This is a genomic window from Gammaproteobacteria bacterium (assembly GCA_029882975.1).
In the GTDB taxonomy this organism is placed as follows: domain Bacteria; phylum Pseudomonadota; class Gammaproteobacteria; order SZUA-152; family SZUA-152; genus JAJDNG01.
Window position 1 is genome coordinate 14,107 of record JAOUJW010000007.1, and the last position, 24,558, is coordinate 38,664.

Sequence of the window (24,558 nt, forward strand, 5' to 3'; positions counted from 1 at the left end):
GTTAGTGCACAGTTCGAGTGGGAGGCTCATCGTCCTCCAGGGAAAGGGCTTCAGGTGTAGAAGGCGGCTCCACTATATCCTGAAGTGAGGATGGAGTTTCACCTGAAGGGACTCCTGCAGTACCCTCTGCCTCGGTCAATAAATCCGCTACGGTTTCCTGTGGTTTGACTCCGGTCGGCTCGGGAACCACATCCGGAGGTACAGGAATCTGGTGTAAGCTTGCTTTTTCCACAGCAGGGCTACGCCCATTGTCCACAGAAGCTACTTTGGACTGGGTGGTACGATGGGTCGGCTTCCTGGGAGATTCCTCGCCGGTCCGTTTGGGTTGTTCGCTGACAGAGTCGCCGGTTTCAGGCCCAGAAGTGGTCGTGGCTACATTTTGCACAGCTTCGCTATCCAATTCCGTGTCGCCCGCCCCCCGATTCGCAGAACTGTCCACGGATTGAGCAATTAACGGTTCCGCGTCTTCTGTGACCCGCTGTGCCGTTCTTTCCACCTGCAGTTCGTCCAATTGCCGTTTTGAAGTCACGTTCAGGCGATTCACATTGACCGTACTGTCGCATAAGCGATTCGCACCTTTCGCCAAATGTTCATGAACTGCCTGGTAGCTTTCCGTCATGGAATTTACCAGCGAGGCAGTCACCAAAAAGTGCTCAGTCACTTCCATCTTATAGCGGGACAATTCATTTTCAGCGTTTTCCAGGCGCGCCTTGAGCTCTTCCCGTTGTCGGCGCCTGAATATGTCCATTTGTCCAAAGTAAACACCCGCGGCCATACCCACCAACAAACCCAGACTTAAAAATACCACCCACGTTACCATTACTAAATCTCCCACAGATTTTAACAGTGGAACCGGAAGATCCCGCTTCCGAGTTCCGGTTTACCCTCATGCTTCCCTATTGTGGCACATTCCCCCCCCATTGCGAAACAAGCCACCAAAGTTTATATACTTTTTACATATAATCCATAAGGACCTACATTATATTTACAAACACTATCCTTTCGAACAGTTACGATAGTCTGCCTACAGCGGTTAGACTGCCTTCACAGTGACTCGCCACTTAGATGGATTGATAGCCATTAGTTAGTATCTAAGAAAAAAGGATGAACGAAGAGACGCAAGTGGATTTTTGGATTGCTGCCTCGTGGGGTTCTGCACCGCAACACCTCATTGAGGAAATCCATCACAGAGTGTAGCCCCGCACATTTAACCTACTAATGATCTCAACATATAAAAACCCTAAACTCACAAAACTAGTGTAGGGCCAATAACCCCATAAAAACGATTTCTGTCTGTAGTAAGCCCAGCCCGGAACCACTTTAACTCCGGGCTTTTTTTTGTGGTGCATTTTACTCGAATTCTTTGGCCTCCAATATCCCTTGTTTTCCTACGTCTTTCCCTGTAACAATGGTTGATCCGAACCCAGGTTTTAGCAATAATAGTACATACGGTTATTACGGTATGTCTGTACTTAATTCTGCAACAACTCGTAATAACGAAACAGCAATAACAAAATTGTAAAACAAAGAAACCTAGGGGAACAACGGTCCCCCCCATTCCACAGGGCGACTCATGGCGATATCTGACGGGAAAAAAGTAAAACCGGCTGCGGATAAATTGGTGCGTGAAACATTCTCCATGCCGGTTTCCGATTGCCGTCTGATTGAAAAAATCCGTGACCGCGACCCGGCATTGACTGCACGCAGCACCAAGAGTGAAATTGTCAGGGCAGGCATCCATGTCCTCAGCAGCATGAGTGACCGTGATCTGGAGCAAACCTTAACCCAAATAGAACGCCTGAAAACCGGCCGACGTCGTAAATCCTAAAGTGAGATTTTTCTAATGAACTACAGTGCCACATACCCACACATGTCTACTGTCCGCACACAGGTGACACAAACGGCTGTGTTTCTGGTGGGATTTTGTGCGATGGCCGTGTCCGGGTGGTACCTCATTGAAGGCATGCTGCATTTCGCCGGAGACGACACCTCCAAACGGGTCTTCATCGCCGCCGGTATTATTTTTCAAATCACAGAATCCATCTGCTTTATCGCAGCAGCTGCGCTGAGTTCAAAAAAACTGTACTGGCGCTCCATGTTATTTGCTATGGGTTGCATTTTGTTCCTGTTCAGCATCGGCGTCATGACCCTGGCACAAAAGGCTGCATTACAATCGGGCAACAATCAAGCCACCGCATTGGATACACAAATTGAGTCCATCAAGGCGCAAATCGCCAGTCTGGATAACGTCATTGCCGGTTACCGATTCAACGCCGAAAAACAAAGCAAATCTGTTTACGCCAACAGCCGTGAACTGGGACAGGACTCTCTCAATCGTGCCACGGATTTGGAAATCAAAAAAATTAGCCTAAACGAAAAACTATTCCAACTACAGAACCAACGCAAACAGAGTTCCTCGGATTTTTTCACCCAGTTGGAAAAAGTAACGGGATGGCCCGCACTGCAATCGGAGTTTTATTTTCTGATTACACGCTCCATTCTTTTGGAACTCTGCGGCATTATGTTAATGGCCTTTGCCGCCCATTTACGGGCACCCGGCACACACGCACCGACACGGGAACCCAGCCGTGTTATGGACTCGATTCAACCCAAACTGGAAAATCTCAGTGCCGCTCCTAAAAAAGCGTCAACAAAGAAGGCTCCGAACAAATCGGCTCCTCCCACCGCAGTTCCCGCAGCACCTTCCGCTCCGGCATCGCCTGAAGAAACCGGCGAACATTGGGCCCGATCACATATCCGCCTTCTGAAACAATTGCAAAGCACCAAAGGGGATTCATAAGGTAAATAGCCTTCACATATCTCGGCAAAATCCTTTTAAGATTAAATCGGTAAAACTGACAATTCCGATCACCTTATTGGCCTCGATAACCGGCGCCCGCGACAGCTCAAACCGATCTAAAAATCGAGCGCAGTATTTTATGTCCATATCCGGACAAACAAAGGCAACGGGCTTAGCCATAATCTCATAGACATTAACGCGGTCCGGAGATAAATTGCATGCCAGCACCCTGCGGGCAATATCCGACAATAACAACATTCCATATTCATCATTATCGTGACGCCGGTTAACCATTAAACATTTGGTATCCACGTGCTGCATCTTCTTCAAAGCTTGAGAAATGGTATCCATGCCATCAACCAGATCGAACTGGGTTTTCATAACATCCCGAACACGAATAACTTCTTTTGTGCTCATAGCTCATCCTCCACCGTCTTGCTCAAACTTTGAACCTGATGGGAGACACCAACTGCATCCTCCACATTAATCTGAAAAGCAATCCCGGCACCGGACTGCTCATCAAACCCTCCGACTTTTGCTATATCCTCCAAAATCCGTCGGCTGAGATGCTCCTCCACCAAAAACAACAACATATCCCGCTGAGTCTCCAGTGATAAACCAAAAAACGTCTTTGCCGGAGACAAACCTTCGCCTCGGGCATGGTTGACTATAGTGGCTCCTGTCGCCCCACCCTTTCGGGCTGCCTGCATAACAGCATCCGACTTATCGTCATCAACCAAAGCGATCAACAATTTGAAATGCATGGTCATCCTCCATCAATATCAGTCTTATGAGCATTCTTGGCGGCACTACGCCCACTCCGCCACTCGGAGATCTGCGCATACCCCATCACGGTAATCATGGGAAATAAACTGGCGAACGCAATCAAACCAAATCCATCCAATAAAGGACTTCGCCCCGGAACGGTAGCTGCCAGACCCAGGCCCAATGCGGTTACAATGGGTACAGTCACCGTCGATGTGGTCACACCGCCGGAATCGTAGGCCAGAGCAATAATCAAGCGCGGTGCATAAATTGTTTGTATCAACACAATCACGTAACCCGCGATAATGAAATAATGCAAAGGGGTTCCCGTGACAATCCGGTACGACCCCAATGCAATGCCAATGGCGACGCCGAACCCTACCGCCACCCGCAATCCCCAGACATCAATAGCCCCCCCGGACACCTGGTTAGCTTTGATTGCCACGGCGATCAAGGAAGGTTCGGCAATGGTTGTAGAAAACCCGATAGCGAAAGCAAAAATGTACACCCAAATATAATCCCAGGTGAGCAAATCCTTTGCCTGAGCAGCTAATTTACCGGTGATAAACACCGGATCGGTAAGCTGCTGCGCCATGATTTTACCAATGGGGAACAAGGCCAGCTCCAAGCCCACTAAAAACAACGCCAACCCTATCAACACATAGACAAATCCCAGCAACACCCGGCGCCAGTGGGGGATGGGTTTGCGAATCACGGCAAGCTGCATTCCTAATATGATGAGTGCAATCGGCAGCACATCTTTGACGGTCTGCAACACGGTAGTGACAATGGTGTTTAGTAGATCCACTAAACGACCATCCCATATCCCATCACAAATACCATCGGTAATAGCGATGCGAAGGCAATGAGCCCAAATCCATCCACCATGGGATTTCGGCCTTTAATGCTTGATGCCAAGCCCACGCCTAAAGCGGTAACCAACGGCACCGTGATAGTGGATGTGGTGACGCCACCGGAGTCATAGGCAATGCCGATAATCTCCGGTGGCGCAAACATGGTCATAATGACCACGGCTATATATCCACCAACAATGAGATAATGAATCGGCCAACCCTTGAGAATTCGCAACACACCCAACAAGATCGCCAGACCCACCGATATAGCAACCGTCAAGCGCAAGCCAAAGGCGTAGCTGTTTCGGGATGGCTCATCGTTGTTAATCACTGCCGCTTCTGCGGCAACACTTGCCGCTTCCTTGGCTACAGCAATCAGCGCCGGTTCCGCAACGGTGGTACCAAATCCCAGGGAGAACGCAAACACCAGCAACCAGAACACACTGCCTTTTCGAGCCAGTGCAAACGCCATAGATTCACCAATGGGAAACAAACCCAATTCCAAGCCCTTAATAAACAAGGCCAGCCCCATCGCCACGAGTAGTGTTCCCAGCAATATTTCCGACATATTGGGAATCGGTTGACGCAATACCACTAACTGAAAAAAGCCCACCACCAAAATAATTGGTGCCAGATCCCGAAAACTTCCCAGCAGGGGCACGACAACAGCGGTTAGAATGGATTTCATGTGCCCCGTTAATTGAGAATGGCTGAGGCTTGGCAGAAGTTATCGTTTCCAAGACAAACAATATTCACTGGAGTTTTTGTCCTTATCGCCATTGTATGGCGTGCATTATATACAGAAACCCCAGCGCTGAAAAATGCTCTGGATTCAGTGGATACAATGCAGCGAAGTGTTAGTGCGAATTTCTCGAGAAATGAACCAATTTCTCAACATTGCAGGAGTGACAATTATCAAAGCGTTGAAATCGCAAACCGGCCTGGCATCCATGTACTTCATCCACCACTACGTTCTCCTGACAACGACGGCGGATTCCGGCAATGCTCAGATAAAACACAACTGTGAGTGTAGTGCCTGGAATAAGATTCTGTTCCCCGGCTTCCACCAGCAAGCCTTCCAGGGTCATGGCATTTAACAAGCACTGCTGTGAATGCAACTCGCTATCAAATAGCCAAGCCGGTATCGACAATGGAATCTTCGGCAACTGCTGCACAACCAAGCCCTCAAACTCAACCGGAGTGACGACTGAATTGACGTAACAAAATTATTATAACTCCGGTGGTTTAACCATAGCCCCCGCCAATGAATCAGACATTGAGCCAAGTCAATTTTTGTTACACAAGCTTATCTATCAATTGCGATGGCAAAAATGGGCGCAAAAGCATTGACAATTGTCATAGCAATAATTCCTTAGTCTTAATAAGATAATACGGCATATTACTGTTTTTATTGTATTTATATAGATCGTCGCCACACTAAATAAAGAGTTCTTAAGAATTCATTAAACTTTTATTCAGTTTATAATGATATACTTATGTTGTTAAATTTTTTTCTGGAGTAATTTTTATGAAACACCGTGTTTGTACCTCCTGCGGTTTCGTGGGAGAACCCATCAACCAGTGCGCAGTCAGTTTTATGGTCGACCTTCTGTTTTGGTTATGTACCGCCAGCGTAACGTTTTTTACCGGCTTCTTACCACTTCTATTACTGCCTCTGGCTTGGACCATTTTCCATATCGCCAAATATCGAACCACAAAATGTCCCCAGTGTGAAAACCTGGACATGGTTTCTTTGAACAGCCACAAGGGAAAATCAGCTCTTAAACACTCACACTGATTGCCCTTGACCCTCCTTGGCAACAGGGATGTTGCTTTCGTCTTCCCCTCCCCTAACTACTGCTCACTGATTTATTTGCCGGCTTTTTCTCGGCCTCCACAAATACCCGCTTCACGGTGGGAAAAGCGGTTTTGATCTGCCTATCCAATTCGGCGATCGCTTTTTCCACTTCGTTCGCCCCGGCGGTACCGGTAAAATCCATACTTAAATTCACTAATATGTAATCCGGCCCCATATGCATAGTCAGAACTTCATTGACATGTTTCTGTAAATGACATTTTTCAGCAATGTCCCGTATTCCCTGAACCACATGAACATTGGCACTTTCTCCTATGAGTAAACTCTTGGTTTCGTGTGCCAGCCAAATTGCAGTGGCGGCTAACACCACACCGATGAGAATGGAGGCGATCCCATCAAACACCGGCATCCCCAAATGATTGCCCAGAAAAATCCCCACCAAGGCAATTATTAATCCCAGCATGGCTGCAGAATCTTCAAACAAAACTACAAACATGGTTGGATCCTTACCCTTGCGCACTGCATCAAAATATCCCAAACCGCCTTTGGCTTTTTTAAACTCATTGAGTGCAAAATACCAAGCCCACCCTTCAAACAAAATAGCCAGACCCAAGACAATATAATTGATCATTGGATTTTTCATCGGCTCTGGATGCAACACATGATGCACACCCTCATAAATGGAAATACCGGCTCCCAAGGCAAATATGAGAATGGCCACCACAAAGGACCAAAAATATATTTCTTTACCATGTCCAAAGGGAAACTGTGCATCCGCCGGCTTTTGCGCCTGTTTCATACCATACAACAACAAACCCTGATTACCCGTATCCACTAAGGAATGAATACCTTCAGATACCATCGCAGAGCTGCCGGTGTAGGCAGCAGCAATAAATTTGGTTATCGCTATGAGCGTATTTCCCGCCAAAGCGGCAAATATGACTTTTTTGGATGCTGATGCTGACATGTTGGTTTTTTCCTCGTAATTATCGGTTCTTATTGCTGCATTAAGACTTTTTCTTAACGACTTTTTTAAGGGGACTCATATTAATTTCGTCGACTACCGTATGCTGCCGCATCGATAACACCATAGCAACAGTGTGAGCCACATCCTCAGGTAATATGTAGTTATCCGGGTGATCACCCGGCTCAAAAGCCAGGTTTTCAAAAAACGGGGAACGTACCATTCCCGGATTAATCAAAGTCACGTTGACATTAGCAGCAGAACACTCTGCCCGCAGAGACTGCACCAAGCCCCGTAAGGCGAACTTGCTGGCGCAATAAAGCGCTCCGTTTTTACCGCCGTTTAAGGCGGATTCCGAACCAATCACAACCAAATGCCCTTGTTGACGTCGCTTTAGCACAGGTAACAGATGCTTTAGCAACACGGCGTGCGCCATAAAATTCACGTGCATTATTTCCTGCATTTGCTTTAATGAAAACTCCTCCAACCCTCCAAATCGGCCCACACCGGCACAGCACACCAGAGCACATATTTGCCCGGCACTTTCTGATCGGGCAATGTCCAAAGCACCTTGTTCTACAGCCTCAAGGCGAGAAAAATCCACTGCTACGGCATCAAAGTGCTCCCGGCTTTCGCAATGTCGCCCCAGCCCGATAACGCTATAGCCTTCCTGAATCTGGCGTTGCGCTACCGCCGCACCAATGCCTGAACTGGCTCCGGTTATGACTAATGTTTGTCGCTGTGTTGACGTTTCCATTTCAAGTCCTGATAAATTCGGCTTAGCGGTTAAGAATCCTGCCCCATTGAACAATGATAGAACTTGTCGGCACTCACATAATTCAATAAGCCACTTTTCAGTTGTGACACCATTTGCGTTTCCAGCTCCGGCGGATAGGATATCAAGCCGTTAGTCTGTAAAAAATCCAGAGCAAACAGTTTTTCCTGTGGATACAGCCGTTGCATGTTCTTGAAATAGTCCCGAGGAACGCGAAACATGCCAATACTGACGGAATGGAGTTTGGCAGCATCAATAACACTGAAAATACGTTCATACAACTGCGTATAGACTGCTTGGAGGTTTTCCTGATAAATCACCGGTTCAAACCGCAAGGCCACACGCCAACCCTGCTGCTGCAAACGCAACAAGGCATCAATGCGCTTGTTCAATGCAGGAACTTTATGCTCCAGGGCGTTCCAGATATCTTCCGGTGTAAAACTGTACGCCAGAACACAATTCGCTGAAACCTTTTGAGATAGAATATTTCTTATTTGAGTGCTTTTGGTTCGCACTTCAAACCATGCCTGAGGTCGCTGCGCAAACCAGGGAATAAACTCCGCCGCAAAACCGCTAACCGGCTCCAACGCCAAACTGTCGCAATCATAACCGGAATAGAAATACCGTTGCTCAGACCCCGGTTGTCTCAAAATAGTTTCGATAGCCTCCTGGTAGTCCTCAAAATTGACAAATAACACATAATGAGCAGAGCGATACATACCTTGCAAAAAACAATAACGGCAATCATAGATGCAATTAAGCATATGCGAGAAATAATAACTGTCGCCCTCTCCAAATCCATAACCGGGCGGTGCGGGCAACACAAAGCGCTCATGTTTGCGTGCAAGAATCAACGCGGGTTTATTTTTTTGCAAGCGAAAATTCTGTGCTTTACGGTTAAACACCTCGCCGTAGCGTTGTACGACGACGTGAGGTATGGCCTCAAACCGTTGCAGAATACCCTGTGTCAAGGGATGGTTGGCAAGAGATTGTTCCACATAAATACAAGAGAACATCAGTAAGCACAACCGTAGCGGTGCAAATTATCACGCAAAGCAGAGAAGATCTGTTTGGCACTACGCGTCTCAATTAAAGCCTCTGCGCGGCAACAATCGTCCAAACCCAAAGCATGGCACCGCCGCAGCAAACCCCTTAATTGTGCTTTTTGTGTCACGGTAAAATGAATCCCGGCAGTAACAATACGCGTGTAATCCTGTTGTACCTGAACCGGTTCGCCCACATGCGCCAACATCTCACTCAAATGCCGGATCAACTCATCGACAATACCGAGATGGCCTTGGACCAATGCTTTCACCGTTTGCTTATCCAGAGTTTCGGTACCTGTAGCCGAATTATCGGATACCACCTTATAGCAGTGTACCAACTCAGTACTGCTAAAACGCGAGGCAATTGCGTAAAACCCCGCCGCTTCCATCTCATAAAGGACATCTTGTTCAAAATCGCACTCGGCCCGATCCACACTCAACACCGCTGCCGTTTGCCCGGAAAAATCAAAACTCAATCCTGGAAAAAAACTTGCACCGTCACTGTCGCTGACTTTATGAGCCAGAAAACCTCGACCCACTTCGTATTCGCGGTGACCGGCAATACCCATATTAATCCAAGCGTGTTGCGTATCTGCCCCGCAATAGGCCTGCAAATACGCGGTAGCGGCAGCCGCATGCAACCGACCCACGCCGCTCACCAGCACACTCACCGCTTCACTGGTATATAAGCGAAACGGCCCCGATAGAGAAACGTTGTGCAATCCCAGGTGTTCAACCAAAGGCTGTGCCTCACAGGGCAATGCCACCACGATATTAATCATGAAAAACCCGAATACTCATTGTTTAAAGAGATTAAAGCGACGGAACGCACGCTCGCTTGGCCCTAATTACAGTGCCGGCTCGTAGTCGTAGCTGGACAGAATGGCTTCGTATTTACCAATGTCTTCGATATTTTTATGTTTACGGGCACCTTTGATGAAAATTCGGCATTTTTTCCGTAACATCTCCACGGTCAGCTTAGTGTTTTCAGCATCCAGCCATCCGCTATCCAACATTTTTATCAGCGCAGTAATACGGTAGCGATCCATTCCCCAATACTTTCGGGACAACTGATCCGCATGACCACCGTATTTAAGCAGCAAGGGTTCCTCCAAAAAAGCCACCGGAAACCGGCTGCAGATGCGCAACCATAAGTCATAGTCCTCACAAGCAGGAAGCGTCTCATCGAATCCGCCCACCTGTTCCAATAGAACTCGACGAATTATAACCGATGAGGGAGAGATAACACACAAAGGCAGACAGTGGGAATAAATAAGACCACCGCTTTTACGGTGTTTGTTCATGGGATTCACCCTAACCCCATTACGTATCCAGATTTCCTCAGTGTGACTAAAAACGCAGTCCGGATGATCCTGCATCCATGCCACTTGCCGCTGCAGCTTGTGTGGCAACCAGGCATCGTCCGAATCCAGAAACGCAATGAATTCTGTATCCGCAGCCGCGATTCCCGCGTTTCTGGCGGCACTGACCCCCCGGTTGCTTTGGCTTATCAGCCTGACTTGCGGATACTTATGCCGGATCAACGCTTGAGTACGGTCAGTGGACCCATCATCCACCACAATCACCTGTTGGGGCAAACTGTTCTGCTCAAACACGGAGCACAAAGCCCGCTCTATGCAATGAGCCCGATTATAGCTTGGGATGATGACGCTGACGTCAGCCCGCATGGTTTCCAATTCCGCTGCCGGTTCTGGACGTTTTTCGAAACGTTGGGTAGCGATTAGCCCATCAACGGATCCAAATCACCGTCCATGTGCATTTCGGTCAGTTCGCTGAATCCGCCAATCCAGTTTCCGTCTATGGTGATTTGAGGTACCGTTCGCGCTCCTTTGGTAATCACAGCCATTTCCTTCAAACTGCCGTGATCCTGGTCGATGCGAACCTCTTCGTAGCTGATTTTCCATTTGGAAAGCAGCTGTTTGGTTTTATCACAGATGGGACATATTCCCGTACTGTAAATTTTGACTCTATTCATAACTGTCCCCCGATAATGCTCGGACCTAATTGTATCTTCCAGTCCGGGAAAAACTTTAGCCTCTCTTGGCTCAGCAAAAGCCTATTCTGCAACAGAGATTGGCCATTGCCTTAGTTATCAAATAATTAAACAGTGGTAAAAAGTGTGCAATAGTCTTTAGACTACAAATACTGTCAGCTTTTTCGCAGTTTTCTCAGCTCCTGTAACAGTCGCGCCGGGGGTACATAGCCAGGTAATACGCTACCGTCTTCCATGACAATAGTAGGTGTTCCAGTGACACCCACTTCTCGCGCCACACTCATGTGCTGCTCTATGGATTTTTTACAGGTATCCCCTTCCACCTGGGTCATTTGTTGCAATTGGGCTAACTTGGCGCCGCCTTTAGCGAAATTCATAGCCTTAAGTTTGTCCACCGCACACCAAACGGCCACCGCTTTAAAATAGGATTCTGTTTGCAAACCGGAACGAGGGTAGGCAGCATAGCGGATCTCGATACCCAGATCGTTGTACTCTGCCATTTGATTGTGCAATTTACGGCAATAACCACAATCGATATCAGTAAATACGGTGATGCTGTATTTTTTCTCCTTAGGAGCAAAAATCAACAGGGATTTTTCATCCAAAGCGGAAACGGCTTTAACACGTCCGGTATTCCGTTTTTCTTCGGTAAGATTGACCCGACGTTTAAGATCCCACACATCCCCTTCAATCATATACTTAGCATCAGCGGTGATATAAAACACCTGAGCCCCATACACGACTTCATAGAAACCGGGTACTTTGCTTTTAGTCACGCTATCCGGTTGGGACTTGATATTCAAGCTTTGGAGGCTTTTCCGCACTTTGTCTAATTCGGCATCGGCAAAAACCGGCCCTGTAATTAACAATAAAACAAGCAATAAGGTTTTTTTCATGTACGCCTCAACTAATCTCGAAAATTTGTGGTTTGAATGGGCAGTCCCAGCTTGGACTCTTTAATCATACCAATGATTTGTTGTAAATCGTCTCTCTTCTTGCCGGTGACCCGAACCTGCTCTCCCTGGATCGCCGACTGTACTTTCAGCTTGGAATCCTTAATCAACTTAACGATTTTTCTGGCCAAATCTTTATCGATTCCCTGCCGCACTAAAACCACCTGTTTGGCCCGTTTACCGGTAATCTGAGGGTCTTTCTCCTCCAGACTACCAATATCCAATCCCCGTTGGACCATTTTTTTGTGAAATATATCCATCATTTGCTGAAGTTGAAACTCTGAACCAGACTCCAGCACCACTTCACTTTCAGTCACATGGAATTTGGAATCCGTGCCTTTGAAGTCAAAACGAGTATTCACTTCACGATTGGCCTGATCCACTGCGTTATTCAGTTCGTGCAGGTCCACTTCGGATACAAAGTCAAATGACGGCATACTCACCTCCCCCTCGGTTCAAAGCATCAGCCACGCGGATGATGTTGCGCGTGCAGACTTTTTAAACGCTCTCTGGCCACATGAGTGTAAATCTGAGTTGTGGACAAATCGCTGTGTCCCAATAACATTTGTACGGCTCGTAAATCGGCGCCATGATTGAGCAAATGAGTTGCAAAACAATGCCTTAATGTGTGTGGTGATAATGGTTTGCGAATACCCACGCGCAAGGCATAACGCTTAATCAAGTACCAGAAAGCCTGCCGACTCATCCCCTGACCACGTTTGGTTAAATATAGGGTTTCCGACAACAGACCTTTAGCCAAACCGGGACGAATTTGCTCATAGTAACGGTTTAACCAGGTCATCGCATCCTCTCCCATAGGCACCAAACGCTCTTTGGAACCCTTGCCCAAGGTCCTTACTACACCCTGGTTCATATTCACCGAACTTACGCTCAAGTTAACCAACTCAGAAACCCGTAGCCCGGTAGCATAAAGCAGCTCCAACATGGAACGATCCCTCACTCCCAAGGGCTCACGTAAATCCGGTGCCAAGAGCAAGGATTCCACCTCAGCTTCAGATAATGACTGGGGCAAATCCCGTCCCAGTTTGGGCGGATCAATATGGTCACTGGGATCCTGTTGTAATTGTTTTTCCCGTACCCAATACTGGAAATAGCGTTTCATACTGGAAACCAAACGGGCGGTAGTCCTGGGCTTGGCACCTTGCTGTACCTTTAACGCGAGGAACTCCAACAATTCGCTCTGCTGTGCCTGCAGCAAGGTTTTTTGGTACTTCTCGTCCAGCCAGCGGCTTAAGGCCAGCAGATCCGAACGATATGCGCCCAGAGTATTTTCACTCAAGCCGCGTTCCATCCACAGGGCATCCAGGAACGCATCCACACTGGCATCGCTGTTGCTAACAACATCAGTCATTGAGCAGCCTCAATTACGGAACGCAAAACAAAAACGGAAGCTAGAAGCTTCCGTTTCAGGAATTGCGAACCCACTGAAAAACTTATCTTTTCAGTTTTTCTTTAATTCTTGCGGACTTACCGCTACGATCGCGCAAATAGTACAATTTTGCCCGGCGAACGTCACCGCGACGCTTCACTTTGATTTCATGAACACTGGGGCTATAGGTTTGGAACACACGCTCCACGCCTTCACCGTGAGAAATTTTGCGTACGGTGAACGCAGAATTTAGACCGCGATTGCGCTTGGCGATAACAACGCCTTCAAAAGCCTGCAGTCGTTCCCGGGTGCCTTCTATTACTTTAACTTGCACCACGACAGTGTCGCCCGGGCTGAATTCGGGAATTTCCCGGTTCATTTGCTCGGCTTCCAATTGATCGATGATATTGCTCATGTCTTGCTCCGTTAAATTTGGTGGATATTATAACCCAATTTTTTTACTTTGTTCATATTCTGCTTTGAACTCTTCCAGCAACTGTTGCTGCTCATCGGTCAAATTCAAATCTTGCAATAATTCCGGACGTTTTATCCAGGTATTACCCAGCGCCTGTTTTTGTCGCCAGCGCTCAATCTGTTCATGATTACCGCTAAGCAACACCGGTGGTACTGCCATACCGTCAACGACTTCAGGCCGGGTGTAGTGTGGATAATCCAGCAGACCGTTCATAAACGAATCCTGTTGCGCAGACCCCGCATCCCCCAACACCCCGGGCAACAAGCGAGCCACCCCGTCAATTAACACCATGGCCGCTAACTCACCTCCGCTGAGAACATAGTCGCCGATGGACCATTCCTCGTCGATGTAGGCGGTCAATCGCTCATCCATGCCCTCGTAGCGGCTGCACACCAGCACCAAGTTTGGCGACCGGGCCAGATGTCGTAAACCGTTCTGATCCAGGCGGCGTCCCTGCGGACTCAAGTGAATCACTCGGGGCACCTGCTGTAGCACTTCAGTGGATTGCTCCACTGCCGCCTGTATGGCTGCGCGCATAGGCTCCAACAGCATCACCATGCCCGGCCCGCCACCATATGGGCGATCATCCACAGTCCGATGGCGATCTTGGGTGAAATCGCGAGGATTCCACGTATTCAAATCTAAAATGCGCTTATCGAAGGCCCGGTTAATCACCCCGCCTTCGCCGGCAAACATATTCGGAAACAGCGTAACTACATCAAAACGCATGGTCTAAAACACATGGTCGAACGCATGAGCGTTTCCTATTAAAAATCCGTATCCCAATCTACCCGGATATAACCCTGCTCCAGGTTTACATCTTTTACGACCACTTCGGGTACGTAGGGAATCAGTCGCTCCTGATGGCTCGACTCCTGGCTCGTTTGGCTGCCTGGATCCGTATTTTTGGCGTACACCACCAACACATCATTGGCACCGGTTTCCAGTAAGCGCCGCACCACGCCCAGGGAAACATCATCCAAATTTCGCACTTCCAGGCCGATTAAATCCACCCAATAGTACTCTCCGTCTTCAGGCGGAGGCAGTTGCTCGCGGGTAACACCAATCTCGCTACCTTTCAGTAACTGAGCCTGGTCGCGATCCATGACACCCTCAATGTGTGCCACCACCCATTTGCCCTGCAATTTGGCAGCTTCGAGTTTCAGTTGCTGCCATTGGCCTTCCCGCTTAATCCACCATGGTGAGTAATCGAGAATGCCGTCGGTGAATTCCGTGTAAGAATGCACTTTCACCCAACCCTTGACACCAAAGGGGGCGGAAATTTTTCCGACAACAATGAAGTGATCGTTTTCAGCCATCCAATCGGCTTTAACGGAGAACCTCGAATCAGGCGGCAGAAGCGTTTTGCTTGATCAGGCTGCGAACACGATCAGTTGCTTTGGCGCCCTGGGACAACCAATAATTCACTCTGTCTTGATCCAGTCTCAGGGTTTCTTCCGCACCTTGCGCCACAGGATTGAAAAAACCGAGGCGCTCAATAAAGCGGCCGTCGCGTTTTTTGCGGCTGTCGGCAACCACGATGCTATAAAATGGTCGTTTCTTTGCGCCACCTCGAGATAAACGAATGGTTACCATGTACTATCTTTCCTAATTAAATGAATAAGTTATTCCCAGACACAGAAAAACACTGCAGCCGGGCTGAAAGGGGGGCTATTTTAAGCAAAAGCCGGACAAAATGCCAACAAAAACTGCCGAACACCCCCAAAAATCTATAGGTCGCCCTAAAACGGCATACCGGGTGGCATTTTACCCTTCAAACCCCGCATCATTTTACTCATGCCACCCTTGGACATTTTTTTCATCATTTTCTGCATTTGGGTAAATTGCTTCAGCAAGCGATTCACATCCTGCACCTGGGTGCCCGACCCCGTGGCAATACGACGTTTGCGTGAACCTTTTATCAACTGGGGGAAACGCCTTTCCTGCACAGTCATGGAATTGATGATGGCCTCCAGACGCTTCATTTGCTTATCATTCATCTGGTTTTTAACGGCCTGCGGTACTTGCCCCATACCGGGTAACTTATCCATCAGGGAAGCAATCCCGCCCATATTCTGCATCTGTTGTAATTGGGAACGAAAATCTTCCAGATCAAAAGCCTTGCCGCTTTTGACTTTCTTCGCCAGTCTTTCCGCTTGTTTATGGTCAACGGTTTGCTGGACTTGCTCGATCAGACTGAGGATGTCCCCCATGTCCAATATACGCGAAGCCACGCGATCGGGGTAAAACGGCTCCAGCGCTTCAGTTTTCTCACCAACCCCCAGAAACTTAATCGGCTTACCCGTTATGTGGCGAATGGAAAGCGCCGCTCCCCCACGAGCATCACCGTCCGTTTTGGTTAAAATGACACCCGTCAAAGGCAAGGCATCATCAAAAGCCTTGGCAGTATTTGCCGCATCTTGGCCGGTCATACTGTCCACTACAAACAGGGTTTCTACCGGCTGCAGCTGCTGGTGCAGGCTTTTTATCTCCTGCATCATTTCGTTGTCCACATGCAAGCGTCCAGCCGTGTCCACAATCACCACGTCGGCAGATTGGATCTGCGCCTGCTTCATTACTCCCTGAGCAATTTGTAAGGGCGTCTGGGAAACATCGCTGGGGAAGAAGTCCACCCCCACTTCAGCGGCCAGCGTTTTCAGCTGCTCGATAGCCGCGGGACGATAGATGTCGGCACTGGCGACCAAAACGGATTTCTTCTTTTGTTCTTTGAGCCAGCGCGACAATTTGGCCACGCTGGTGGTCTTACCTGCACCTTGCAAGCCGGCCATGAGAATCACCACCGGCGGACTGGCTTTGAGATTAAGCTCCTCACAGGCTTCACCCATCAAAGTGATCAATTCTGAGTGCACCAATTTGATCAATGTTTGACCAGGCGTCAGGCTTTGCTTTACCTCTTGCCCAACGGCTTTCTCACGAACCTGTTCGACAAACGCTTTAACGACCGGTAGCGCCACATCGGCTTCCAACAATGCCATGCGCACTTCACGCAACGTATCCTTAATATTGTCATCTGACAGACGTGCCTGCCCACGCAGGGTTTTGATGGTTTTGGAAAGTCTTTCGCTTAAACTGTCGAACATAAAACGGTTCCCGGAATCCTGTAGCTATGGGTGACCGATTTCGCTCAGCGAATGTCCCCACCAACTGGAAAAAAGATGGATTATAGCTTAAATCGTTCGCCGCCGTATAAGCGATTCACAGACCTGCCCTGAATCGCTTCCTGGCACTGATTCACGATCAGGTCTTCCTGACCGGGTTTGGTATGAGTAATGTAGATTTCAGGTTGGTGTTTCAATTTGGCCAGATCGGCGGCCAGCAACTTGGGGGTATAATGCCCGGCCTTAATACTCAACTCCTCTTCATGGTTGGCAAATGCCGCCTCTACCACCAATACATCCAGACGCGGACGTTCGTTGAGTTTGAGCCAGAAGTTATCGTGACACGTGGAGTCGCCACTAAACGCAAAAACGCCGTTATCGCAGGCAATCCGGTAACCCACACCCGGTACAATATGATTCACCGCAATCATTTCCAGGGTTCGGTCCCCAAGAGTGTAAGTACTGTCCGGCGTCATGACCTCATAACTCATGACCGGGTTTTCCACCGTGGGCAGTTTGGCAAAATCAGGCCAAATAACCCAATTGAAGATATGTTTTTGCAAGGCTTCCAAAGTGGCGGCTTGGCCGTGGATAATGATGGGTTGTTTGGTTGTGTCAAAAATACTGTCTACCAACAACGGCAGAAAGGCGAAATGGTCCATATGAGAGTGGGTCAGGAAAATATGGCGAATTTTTCTCATTTCATCCAGGGTGAGGTCTCCCACACCACTGCCGGCATCAATGAGCACGTCATCATCTAATAGGAAAGAAGTGGTACGCAATCCTTCGCCGATCCCGCCACTACAGCCCAAGACCCTTATTTCCATAATTCACCAATGTTTTTATAATTTATGAATTTATTATCAACTAAGAATCCACAAGATGATAGACTATTTACGCGGCGTGTACAGAAACTGGACGAAATCAGCATCAGAACCGGGGCACAAAGGCCATAGGCTTTGGGACTAAACCGAAATATTGTAGAAAATAATTTAACCATTGACACGTTATTAAATCGTCGGTAGAAACCTTACTGTATCCGGATCCGCTCACTGAACCCACGGCGCAAAACCATGACAGCTAAATGGCGTAAATGCAAGCCACAAAAACAGTGCAAGTGCAGCAAAAATGTCGAAAAATTGAACCGGGACGTCATATGAAATGCTCCTGTCATACTAACGGCCCACAAACCATAGCAACTAAGGTAAAATTTGACAAATCCAGTCACAAAACGACCAATTGCCAAGACAAATCCTCGAATATTAACTTAAAAAAAACCTAAAATATGCAAAACTCCTTTCTTAGCTTTAGCGCTATTACCCTTTATGTTATCTCGGGCACTTTACTGGCCTGGCGTTTTTTTGGTCAAAAACAGGATTTGCCCGTTTTCGCCAAGCCGGGCTTAATCATTACCGGTCTAGTGGCCACTCTGCTTCATGGCGCCATCCTATACGACACCATGTTGACAGATCAGGGCTTAAACATTGGTATTTTTTATGCCGCATCATTAATCACTTGGCTCATGGCGCTGACCATATTACTGGCCTCACTCACTAATCCGGTGGAAAACCTAGGGGTATTTTTGCTCCCTGCGGCAGCCTTGGCTATTCTACTCAACCAACTGTTCCCCGTTGACCATGTATTGGTGCTAAACCAAGCGAGAGATTTACGCTTACACATTGTACTTTCGGTACTGGCTTACAGTCTCATTAGTATTGCGGCGGTACATGCCATACTGCTGGCAATACAAGAAAGGCACTTGCGTAACCGTCACCCTGGCGGATTCATCCGCGCATTACCACCGTTACAAACCATGGAAACCCTATTGTTCCAAATGATCGGCTTGGGATTTTTTCTTCACAGCCTGTCCTTGATCACCGGCATTATCAATTTGGAAGATATGTTTGCTCAACATGTCGCCCACCATACCGTATTATCCATTGTTGCCTGGTTTGTGTTCGCCATATTACTGTGGGGACGATGGCGCTTTGGCTGGCGTGGCATGACCGCTATCCGTTGGACCCTGGGTGGTTTTGTTACTCTGGGCCTGGCTTATATCGGCAGCAAGTGGGTTTTGGAAGTTTTGTTGAAATAACAGGAGCAAGCACTTTTTGGACGATATTCCTATAGGTCTGTTGACCGGTATTTTGATTTTCCTCATTATTCTCTCGGGGTTTTTTTCCGGATCCGAAACAGGCCTTGTTAGTCTGAACCGCTACCGATTGCGTCATCTGGCCAAAACCGGCCACAAAGGCGCGATACGAGCCAGCCGTTTACTGGAAAGACCGGACCGATTGATAGGCCTTATTTTATTGGGCAACAATTTCGTCAATCTTTTGGCTTCTTCTATTGCTACGATAGTTGCGCTGCGCTTGATGGGTGAAAAAGGCATCCTTGTTTCCACCATTATTTTGACCTTTGTTATTTTAGTGTTTGCGGAAGTAACCCCCAAAACCATGGCCGTGTTGCGCCCGGAGCGGATCGCCTTTCCCGCCACCTATGTCTTGTCACCACTGCTGAAAATCTTCTACCCCATCGTGTGGTTGGTTGGTATTATTGCCAACGGCACCTTGAAATTGTTTGGTGTCTCCCCCGAAAGGGATGAAGCTAACCAACTCACCAAGGAAGAACTTCGCATTGTACTCAACGAAGCCGATGCCTTAATTCCACAGCGTCACCAATCCATGTTGACCAACATCCTGGACCTGGAAAAAGTCACTGTGGATGACATTATGATCCCACGCAATGAAGTGACAGGACTGGACCTGGATGAAAACTGGAGCGACCTGGTAAAACAGCTCACCAACACCCAACATACCCGCCTGCCGGTATATCACTCTGATATAAACAACACGATCGGCTTAATTCACGTGCGCGACACCCTGCACCTGTTGAACGACCAAAACGCCGATAAAAAAGATCTGGAACCCTTAATCAATGATGCCTACTTTATTCCGGAATCTACATCGCTACACACACAATTGTTGCAATTCCAACGACAAAAACGCCGCATTGGCCTGGTGGTTGATGAGTACGGCGATATTCAAGGTTTGGTGACGCTGGAAGATATTCTGGAAGAGATTGTGGGTGAATTCACCTCTGAAGCAATCACCAGTATTAAGGATATTCACCCTCAAGAAGACGGCACTTATTTGGTGGATGGCAGTGCCACCATACGCGAGTTGAACCGCTCTATGGACTGGGATTTACCTACGGACGGCCCCAAAACCTTCAACGGTCTCTTGTTTGAACAATTGGAAACCATACCCGAACCCGGCACCAGCCTGCTGATCAGTGGATTTCCGGTAGAGATTGTGCAAATCAAAGACAATATGGTCAAAACCGCCCGTGTCACTCCTCAACAAATTACCCCACCGGGTGACGTCGATACGGACAAAGACTAAACTCCATCTGTAACCCGGAACATCCACAATGCACTCGTCTAATCACAAACTGGTTTTACCGGCGGAATGGCAGCCCCAATCTGCAGTCATGCTCACTTGGCCCCATGACAGGGGTGCCTGGAGCAAACAACTGGATCTGGTGGATCGAACCTTCTCCCAAATTGCTCATGAGGTTTGCTTACGCCAGAAGCTACTGCTTGTCTGCCGCGATAAAGTGCATCAGGCTCATGTGCAACGCTGTTTAACGCAAGCCAACATTCCAATGCAGCAGGTTATTTTTCATTGCTGCGACAGCAATGATTCCTGGGCCCGAGACCACGGTCCTATTACCGTGCTGCAGGATGAAGAAGCCAAGCTCCTGGATTTTGTCTTCAATGGTTGGGGTAATAAATTTCCCGCGCAACTGGATAATAAGATTAACCGTTGTTTGAACAAGGCAGGGCTGTTTCAGTCCATGCATAGCGTGGAGTTTGTACTGGAAGGGGGTGCTATAGAAACGGACGGTGCGGGCACACTACTGGCAACTGAGTTTAGCGTACTCAACAGTAACCGTAATGCGTGCAGTCGCCAACAGGCGGAACAGACACTGCAACAAGAACTGGGGATACAACGTTTCCTCTGGTTACAGCACGGCCATTTATGCGGTGATGACACGGATGCTCACATAGATACTCTGGCCCGTTTCTGTAATCCGGGTCTCATTGTCTATCAGGGTTGTCAGCGCAAGGACGATGAACACTTCGAATCCTTGAAGCAAATGGCAGAGGAGTTGAGTGGCTTCACTCAGGAAAACGGTGAACCCTACAAGCTGGCGGCACTACCCTTACCAGAACCGGTATTTGATACATCGGGTCAGCGCTTACCGGCAAGTTATGCCAATTTTCTGATCATCAACGGGGCGGTACTGGCGCCCACCTATAATGATCCTAATGACGCAGCGGCACTGCAAGTTTTGCAGCAGTGTTTTCCCCGGCACGACGTAGTCGGCATTGACTGCTGCAGCTTGATATTGCAATACGGCAGTTTGCACTGCGTCACGATGCAATTGCCGCAACAAGTTCAACTGACTTCAACCCATATAGATTAACTATCGGAAATAAACTCATGACCCAAGAGCTGAATGTCGCCTTGATTCAACAAGCCTGCTTAACACCGCAGGACGCCAATATGAAACAAATCGTCACTGCCATACGCGAGGCGGCAGCGGCAAAAGCTCAGTTGGTGGTTTTGCAGGAACTGCACAATACACCGTATTTCTGCCAAACGGAGAACCCGGATTTTTTTGATTTGGCGGAAAGCGTTCCCGGTCCCAGCACCCGGTTACTGGGAGACTTAGCCAAAGAACTGAAACTCGTCATCGTCGCATCCTTATTCGAAAAACGCGCTGCGGGCCTGTATCACAACACCGCTGTCGTTATAGAAACCAACGGAGAAATCGCCGGACGCTATCGCAAAATGCATATACCGGATGACCCCGGCTACTACGAGAAGTACTATTTCACACCCGGCGACTTAGGGTTTGAACCCATACAAACCTCCGTCGCCAAACTGGGAATCTTAGTCTGCTGGGATCAATGGTATCCTGAGGCCGCCCGACTGATGGCGCTGGCCGGCGCGGAACTATTAATCTATCCCACCGCCATTGGTTGGGACAGTGCCGATTCAGAAGAAGAACAGCAAAGACAAAAAGAGGCTTGGATGACAATACAACGCGGTCACGCCATTGCCAATGGTTTACACGTTATTGCGGTTAACCGCACAGGACATGAACCCGACCCATCAAAACAAAGTGACGGCATACAATTCTGGGGTTCCAGTTTTGTTGCCGGACCGCAAGGTGAGCTATTAACACGGTGTTCCGAAGATAAGAGTTGCGTACAGACTTGCACGCTGAATTTAGCGCGAACAGAAACAGTGCGCAGATCCTGGCCATATTTCCGGGACCGGCGCACAGATAGTTATCACGACATCATAAAACGATATCGTGATACGTGATTACAAACCTACAAAATTGGACGTGACGTCAGGAAGCCGGTTCGCCTGCCAATTCCGCAGCGGCTGGTACTTGTTGCTTTGCCGCATCCAGCGGTTCACCGATCACGCGTGTCGTTTGTACTCCACGCGGACTTTCAGATGCTTCGTACTGCACCGTCTGTCCTTCCTTGAGAGTCTTGAAACCCGACCCATCAATTGTTGAGTAGTGAACAAAAACATCTTCACCACCACTTTCTGGTACGATAAAACCATAACCCTTGGCGTTATTGAACCATTTCACTGTGCCTGACTGCATAATCATAAACCCCTATCCTTAGAACAATATCTGCAAAAACAAAAAACACACTCAATGATGTCACTCTTAGATTACACCCCGTAAAAGAACAAACCGCGACTTGTTTTGGCAAATCCCCCTTGGCTACTTTCACGCACGACGGTATAGCTCTAATTAGTGATCAACAAAACTCTAGTCAATAGTTTTGACGTTTGCAAATATTTTACGTCCCTGAACGTAATTTTTATTTTTATAAACAAAGCATCTCAGCTTTCATTTGCTATATATGAAATACACGATAACACCAATACGCCGATACATTGCTTGCAGTAAGGTTAAATAGATTTAGACTGAGACTTAATATTTATAGCAAGCAGTTATGTACTAAAGACTTATTGAAACTTACTTCTATAATTTTAGTTATTCTCAACCGTAAAGACTTTAACAAAATTAAGCCGCCGCTATGCTTTGTGGGTGTTGCTTCGTATACTCAATGGTAACTTTAAACTGGAACGCAAAATGATCGTCATTCTAAAACCTAACACGAAAAAATCTTCGGAAGAATATCAAAATCTTTTGAAAATACTATCGGAGTTTCCCAACATCGAAACTCGCGTTCATGATGTGCAGGGTGCACAACAAACCTTAACGGAAATTTATCTCATCGGCCAAACCGCAACCATCGCTTTGGAGACATTAGAAGAGTTACCCGGTGTCGACCGGGTAATACGCATATCAGAGGAATACCGTATTCTAGGTCGGCATCAGGATGACGCCCGCATGAGTTCATTTGAATACAACGGAATCACATTCAGCCAGGACAATTTAAATATTTTCGCCGGTCTATGCGCAGTTGACACACGCGAACACGTGGAACAGATGTTAAAAGCCTGCCGGGAAAACGGACTACAATGCACCCGCATGGGTGCTTACAAACCTCGCACCAACCCCTACTCCTTCCAGGGACACGGTGCTAAATGTTTACCCTATGTTTTCGAACTCGCTGGCAAATACGGTATCAAAGTAATCGCCATGGAAATCACCCATGAAGGGCATGTGGATGAAATTCGTAATGCACTGGAGCAATCCGGCCATGCGACAGGTGTCATGTTGCAAATTGGCACCCGTAACACACAAAACTTTGAGCTGTTAAAAACCGTAGGACGACAGAAAATGTTTCCCGTGCTGTTAAAACGCGGCTTTGGCATTACTCTGGAGGAATCATTAAACGCCGCGGAATACCTGGCCAGCGAAGGCAATACCAAAATCGTATTTGGTTTACGCGGAATGAAAAACAATGCCGGGGACCCGCACAGAAATCTTGTAGATTTTGCTCATGTGCCGGTGGTAAAACGACTCACGCGCATGCCGGTTTGTATTGACCCATCGCACTCAGCCGGTACCCGGGCGCGAGCACCGGACGGCTTATTGGATATATTTCACATCACCGCCCAAGGGGTGATTGCCGGAGCCAATATGATTTTAGTGGACTTCCACCCCGATCCCGGTAGCGCCCTGGTTGACGGGGCTCAGGCCTTACTGTTGGAAGAACTACCCCACTACGTGGCAGATATCCATATTGCCAGAGAGGCTTACGAAAAACGTTGCACTCGCGCCAAGGTCTGAGAATAGCCTGCGGGAAAAACGCCGGTGGTTGAAAAACCACCGACCAAGCAATTCGGCAATCCAAGAACGGCTATACCGTTTTCTTACGTGAACTGAATCCCACCACTCGATATAGGGGGCAGAAATCAATCAATGCTGTAGCCACCAGAACCACGCCAATCCAACCCCAGGCGGTCTGCGGCCCCACAAACACCAGGCTGATCAGAATTGCACCGACCACGATGCGAAATACTTTATCCAACGTACCAATATTTTTATTCATCTGTTTCACTCCTCATTGATAGCCAA

At 48.0% G+C, this 24,558-nt stretch carries 30 protein-coding genes; 7 read left to right on the forward strand and 23 right to left on the reverse strand.

Annotation, left to right across the window (positions count from 1 at the left end):
* Position 1: 1 nt before the first annotated feature.
* On the reverse strand, positions 2 to 820 hold the full coding sequence (locus OEY58_06835) for a YhcB family protein (GenBank protein MDH5325161.1): 819 nt from the start codon (positions 818 to 820) through the stop codon (positions 2 to 4).
* A 753-nt stretch (positions 821 to 1,573) separates the two neighbouring features.
* Between OEY58_06835 and OEY58_06840 the strand changes: the two genes are divergently transcribed.
* Entirely contained in the window at positions 1,574 to 1,828 is a 255-nt protein-coding gene (locus OEY58_06840) for a hypothetical protein (GenBank protein ID MDH5325162.1), read from the forward strand.
* A 42-nt stretch (positions 1,829 to 1,870) separates the two neighbouring features.
* Entirely contained in the window at positions 1,871 to 2,800 is a 930-nt protein-coding gene (locus OEY58_06845; protein ID MDH5325163.1) for a hypothetical protein, read from the forward strand.
* A gap of 12 nt (positions 2,801 to 2,812) precedes the next feature.
* On the opposite strand, the gene OEY58_06850 is transcribed toward OEY58_06845, so the two are convergent.
* From OEY58_06850 to OEY58_06945, 20 genes are all read right to left on the reverse strand, one after another.
* Positions 2,813 to 3,217, reverse strand: a complete 405-nt coding sequence (locus tag OEY58_06850) for a CBS domain-containing protein (GenBank protein MDH5325164.1) — start codon at positions 3,215 to 3,217, stop codon at positions 2,813 to 2,815.
* A complete protein-coding gene (locus tag OEY58_06855; GenBank protein ID MDH5325165.1) occupies positions 3,214 to 3,564 on the reverse strand; it encodes a P-II family nitrogen regulator in 351 nt (116 codons plus the stop codon). The genes OEY58_06850 and OEY58_06855 overlap by 4 nt, the downstream gene beginning before the upstream one ends.
* Positions 3,565 to 3,566: 2 nt before the next feature.
* On the reverse strand, positions 3,567 to 4,373 hold the full coding sequence (locus tag OEY58_06860) for a DUF1538 domain-containing protein (GenBank protein ID MDH5325166.1): 807 nt from the start codon (positions 4,371 to 4,373) through the stop codon (positions 3,567 to 3,569).
* Positions 4,373 to 5,107, reverse strand: coding sequence for a DUF1538 domain-containing protein (locus tag OEY58_06865; protein ID MDH5325167.1), 735 nt, complete (start codon positions 5,105 to 5,107; stop codon positions 4,373 to 4,375). The genes OEY58_06860 and OEY58_06865 overlap by 1 nt, the downstream gene beginning before the upstream one ends.
* A 169-nt stretch (positions 5,108 to 5,276) precedes the next feature.
* The gene (locus tag OEY58_06870) at positions 5,277 to 5,594 is read right to left on the reverse strand and encodes a hypothetical protein (GenBank protein ID MDH5325168.1); all 318 of its coding nucleotides are present in this window, start codon (positions 5,592 to 5,594) and stop codon (positions 5,277 to 5,279) included.
* A gap of 675 nt (positions 5,595 to 6,269) precedes the next feature.
* Complete coding sequence (locus tag OEY58_06875; GenBank protein ID MDH5325169.1) at positions 6,270 to 7,202, reverse strand: cation diffusion facilitator family transporter; 933 nt, start codon at positions 7,200 to 7,202, stop codon at positions 6,270 to 6,272.
* Between the two features lie 40 nt (positions 7,203 to 7,242).
* Positions 7,243 to 7,956: an SDR family oxidoreductase gene (locus OEY58_06880; protein ID MDH5325170.1), complete on the reverse strand. Its 714-nt coding sequence runs from the start codon at positions 7,954 to 7,956 to the stop codon at positions 7,243 to 7,245.
* Positions 7,957 to 7,985: 29 nt separating this feature from the next.
* A complete protein-coding gene (locus OEY58_06885) occupies positions 7,986 to 8,990 on the reverse strand; it encodes a DNA photolyase (GenBank protein MDH5325171.1) in 1,005 nt (334 codons plus the stop codon).
* Positions 8,990 to 9,802 carry a hypothetical protein gene (locus tag OEY58_06890; protein ID MDH5325172.1) on the reverse strand — a complete coding sequence of 271 codons (813 nt, stop codon included), beginning with the start codon at positions 9,800 to 9,802 and terminating at the stop codon, positions 8,990 to 8,992. Before OEY58_06890 ends, OEY58_06885 begins: the two co-directional genes overlap by 1 nt.
* A 66-nt stretch (positions 9,803 to 9,868) precedes the next feature.
* A complete protein-coding gene (locus tag OEY58_06895) occupies positions 9,869 to 10,708 on the reverse strand; it encodes a glycosyltransferase family 2 protein (protein MDH5325173.1) in 840 nt (279 codons plus the stop codon).
* Positions 10,709 to 10,761: 53 nt separating this feature from the next.
* The gene (locus tag OEY58_06900; protein MDH5325174.1) at positions 10,762 to 11,016 is read right to left on the reverse strand and encodes a glutaredoxin; all 255 of its coding nucleotides are present in this window, start codon (positions 11,014 to 11,016) and stop codon (positions 10,762 to 10,764) included.
* 173 nt (positions 11,017 to 11,189) lie between these two features.
* Positions 11,190 to 11,930, reverse strand: a complete 741-nt coding sequence (locus OEY58_06905) for a DsbC family protein (GenBank protein ID MDH5325175.1) — start codon at positions 11,928 to 11,930, stop codon at positions 11,190 to 11,192.
* Between the two features lie 11 nt (positions 11,931 to 11,941).
* On the reverse strand, positions 11,942 to 12,424 hold the full coding sequence (locus tag OEY58_06910; protein ID MDH5325176.1) for a YajQ family cyclic di-GMP-binding protein: 483 nt from the start codon (positions 12,422 to 12,424) through the stop codon (positions 11,942 to 11,944).
* A gap of 26 nt (positions 12,425 to 12,450) precedes the next feature.
* Positions 12,451 to 13,359 carry a site-specific tyrosine recombinase XerD gene (xerD, locus tag OEY58_06915; GenBank protein MDH5325177.1) on the reverse strand — a complete coding sequence of 303 codons (909 nt, stop codon included), beginning with the start codon at positions 13,357 to 13,359 and terminating at the stop codon, positions 12,451 to 12,453.
* Positions 13,360 to 13,441: 82 nt separating this feature from the next.
* Entirely contained in the window at positions 13,442 to 13,792 is a 351-nt protein-coding gene (gene rplS / locus OEY58_06920; GenBank protein ID MDH5325178.1) for a 50S ribosomal protein L19, read from the reverse strand.
* 27 nt (positions 13,793 to 13,819) lie between these two features.
* Entirely contained in the window at positions 13,820 to 14,581 is a 762-nt protein-coding gene (gene trmD / locus OEY58_06925; protein ID MDH5325179.1) for a tRNA (guanosine(37)-N1)-methyltransferase TrmD, read from the reverse strand.
* A gap of 38 nt (positions 14,582 to 14,619) precedes the next feature.
* Complete coding sequence (gene rimM / locus OEY58_06930) at positions 14,620 to 15,171, reverse strand: ribosome maturation factor RimM (protein ID MDH5325180.1); 552 nt, start codon at positions 15,169 to 15,171, stop codon at positions 14,620 to 14,622.
* Between the two features lie 28 nt (positions 15,172 to 15,199).
* Positions 15,200 to 15,448 carry a 30S ribosomal protein S16 gene (rpsP, locus tag OEY58_06935; GenBank protein ID MDH5325181.1) on the reverse strand — a complete coding sequence of 83 codons (249 nt, stop codon included), beginning with the start codon at positions 15,446 to 15,448 and terminating at the stop codon, positions 15,200 to 15,202.
* A gap of 146 nt (positions 15,449 to 15,594) precedes the next feature.
* The gene (ffh, locus tag OEY58_06940; GenBank protein ID MDH5325182.1) at positions 15,595 to 16,953 is read right to left on the reverse strand and encodes a signal recognition particle protein; all 1,359 of its coding nucleotides are present in this window, start codon (positions 16,951 to 16,953) and stop codon (positions 15,595 to 15,597) included.
* Positions 16,954 to 17,033: 80 nt separating this feature from the next.
* On the reverse strand, positions 17,034 to 17,798 hold the full coding sequence (locus tag OEY58_06945; protein ID MDH5325183.1) for a 3',5'-cyclic-nucleotide phosphodiesterase: 765 nt from the start codon (positions 17,796 to 17,798) through the stop codon (positions 17,034 to 17,036).
* Between the two features lie 458 nt (positions 17,799 to 18,256).
* On the opposite strand from OEY58_06945, the gene ccsA reads away from it, so the two are divergent.
* Genes ccsA through OEY58_06965 form a run of 4 tightly spaced genes read left to right on the forward strand, consistent with a single transcriptional unit; the run spans position 18,257 to position 22,370 of the window.
* Complete coding sequence (gene ccsA, locus OEY58_06950) at positions 18,257 to 19,066, forward strand: cytochrome c biogenesis protein CcsA (GenBank protein ID MDH5325184.1); 810 nt, start codon at positions 18,257 to 18,259, stop codon at positions 19,064 to 19,066.
* Positions 19,067 to 19,082: 16 nt separating this feature from the next.
* On the forward strand, positions 19,083 to 20,375 hold the full coding sequence (locus tag OEY58_06955) for an HlyC/CorC family transporter (protein ID MDH5325185.1): 1,293 nt from the start codon (positions 19,083 to 19,085) through the stop codon (positions 20,373 to 20,375).
* 28 nt (positions 20,376 to 20,403) lie between these two features.
* Entirely contained in the window at positions 20,404 to 21,462 is a 1,059-nt protein-coding gene (locus tag OEY58_06960) for an agmatine deiminase family protein (GenBank protein MDH5325186.1), read from the forward strand.
* A 17-nt stretch (positions 21,463 to 21,479) separates the two neighbouring features.
* Complete coding sequence (locus OEY58_06965) at positions 21,480 to 22,370, forward strand: carbon-nitrogen hydrolase (protein MDH5325187.1); 891 nt, start codon at positions 21,480 to 21,482, stop codon at positions 22,368 to 22,370.
* Between the two features lie 28 nt (positions 22,371 to 22,398).
* Here OEY58_06965 and OEY58_06970 read toward each other — a convergent pair whose 3' ends face one another.
* Entirely contained in the window at positions 22,399 to 22,665 is a 267-nt protein-coding gene (locus OEY58_06970; GenBank protein ID MDH5325188.1) for a cold-shock protein, read from the reverse strand.
* Between the two features lie 498 nt (positions 22,666 to 23,163).
* Between OEY58_06970 and OEY58_06975 the strand changes: the two genes are divergently transcribed.
* Complete coding sequence (locus tag OEY58_06975; GenBank protein MDH5325189.1) at positions 23,164 to 24,270, forward strand: 3-deoxy-7-phosphoheptulonate synthase; 1,107 nt, start codon at positions 23,164 to 23,166, stop codon at positions 24,268 to 24,270.
* Between the two features lie 70 nt (positions 24,271 to 24,340).
* Here OEY58_06975 and OEY58_06980 read toward each other — a convergent pair whose 3' ends face one another.
* Entirely contained in the window at positions 24,341 to 24,532 is a 192-nt protein-coding gene (locus OEY58_06980; GenBank protein MDH5325190.1) for a DUF2892 domain-containing protein, read from the reverse strand.
* Positions 24,533 to 24,558 lie beyond the last annotated feature (26 nt).

Coding starts and splice junctions, on each gene's coding strand:
- OEY58_06945 (MDH5325183.1), bottom strand. CDS start 17,798: ATGGAAATAAGGGTCTTGGGCTGTAGTGGCGGGATCGGCGAAGGATTG.
- OEY58_06980 (MDH5325190.1), bottom strand. CDS start 24,532: ATGAATAAAAATATTGGTACGTTGGATAAAGTATTTCGCATCGTGGTC.
- rpsP (MDH5325181.1), bottom strand. CDS start 15,448: ATGGTAACCATTCGTTTATCTCGAGGTGGCGCAAAGAAACGACCATTT.
- OEY58_06840 (MDH5325162.1), top strand. CDS start 1,574: ATGGCGATATCTGACGGGAAAAAAGTAAAACCGGCTGCGGATAAATTG.
- OEY58_06975 (MDH5325189.1), top strand. CDS start 23,164: ATGATCGTCATTCTAAAACCTAACACGAAAAAATCTTCGGAAGAATAT.
- OEY58_06890 (MDH5325172.1), bottom strand. CDS start 9,802: ATGATTAATATCGTGGTGGCATTGCCCTGTGAGGCACAGCCTTTGGTT.
- OEY58_06850 (MDH5325164.1), bottom strand. CDS start 3,217: ATGAGCACAAAAGAAGTTATTCGTGTTCGGGATGTTATGAAAACCCAG.
- ffh (MDH5325182.1), bottom strand. CDS start 16,953: ATGTTCGACAGTTTAAGCGAAAGACTTTCCAAAACCATCAAAACCCTG.
- OEY58_06885 (MDH5325171.1), bottom strand. CDS start 8,990: ATGTTCTCTTGTATTTATGTGGAACAATCTCTTGCCAACCATCCCTTG.
- trmD (MDH5325179.1), bottom strand. CDS start 14,581: ATGCGTTTTGATGTAGTTACGCTGTTTCCGAATATGTTTGCCGGCGAA.
- OEY58_06855 (MDH5325165.1), bottom strand. CDS start 3,564: ATGCATTTCAAATTGTTGATCGCTTTGGTTGATGACGATAAGTCGGAT.
- OEY58_06835 (MDH5325161.1), bottom strand. CDS start 820: ATGGTAACGTGGGTGGTATTTTTAAGTCTGGGTTTGTTGGTGGGTATG.
- ccsA (MDH5325184.1), top strand. CDS start 18,257: ATGCAAAACTCCTTTCTTAGCTTTAGCGCTATTACCCTTTATGTTATC.
- OEY58_06845 (MDH5325163.1), top strand. CDS start 1,871: ATGTCTACTGTCCGCACACAGGTGACACAAACGGCTGTGTTTCTGGTG.
- xerD (MDH5325177.1), bottom strand. CDS start 13,359: ATGACTGATGTTGTTAGCAACAGCGATGCCAGTGTGGATGCGTTCCTG.
- OEY58_06880 (MDH5325170.1), bottom strand. CDS start 7,956: ATGGAAACGTCAACACAGCGACAAACATTAGTCATAACCGGAGCCAGT.
- OEY58_06875 (MDH5325169.1), bottom strand. CDS start 7,202: ATGTCAGCATCAGCATCCAAAAAAGTCATATTTGCCGCTTTGGCGGGA.
- OEY58_06910 (MDH5325176.1), bottom strand. CDS start 12,424: ATGCCGTCATTTGACTTTGTATCCGAAGTGGACCTGCACGAACTGAAT.
- rimM (MDH5325180.1), bottom strand. CDS start 15,171: ATGGCTGAAAACGATCACTTCATTGTTGTCGGAAAAATTTCCGCCCCC.
- OEY58_06965 (MDH5325187.1), top strand. CDS start 21,480: ATGACCCAAGAGCTGAATGTCGCCTTGATTCAACAAGCCTGCTTAACA.
- OEY58_06970 (MDH5325188.1), bottom strand. CDS start 22,665: ATGCAGTCAGGCACAGTGAAATGGTTCAATAACGCCAAGGGTTATGGT.
- rplS (MDH5325178.1), bottom strand. CDS start 13,792: ATGAGCAATATCATCGATCAATTGGAAGCCGAGCAAATGAACCGGGAA.
- OEY58_06895 (MDH5325173.1), bottom strand. CDS start 10,708: ATGCGGGCTGACGTCAGCGTCATCATCCCAAGCTATAATCGGGCTCAT.
- OEY58_06905 (MDH5325175.1), bottom strand. CDS start 11,930: ATGAAAAAAACCTTATTGCTTGTTTTATTGTTAATTACAGGGCCGGTT.
- OEY58_06900 (MDH5325174.1), bottom strand. CDS start 11,016: ATGAATAGAGTCAAAATTTACAGTACGGGAATATGTCCCATCTGTGAT.
- OEY58_06865 (MDH5325167.1), bottom strand. CDS start 5,107: ATGAAATCCATTCTAACCGCTGTTGTCGTGCCCCTGCTGGGAAGTTTT.
- OEY58_06960 (MDH5325186.1), top strand. CDS start 20,404: ATGCACTCGTCTAATCACAAACTGGTTTTACCGGCGGAATGGCAGCCC.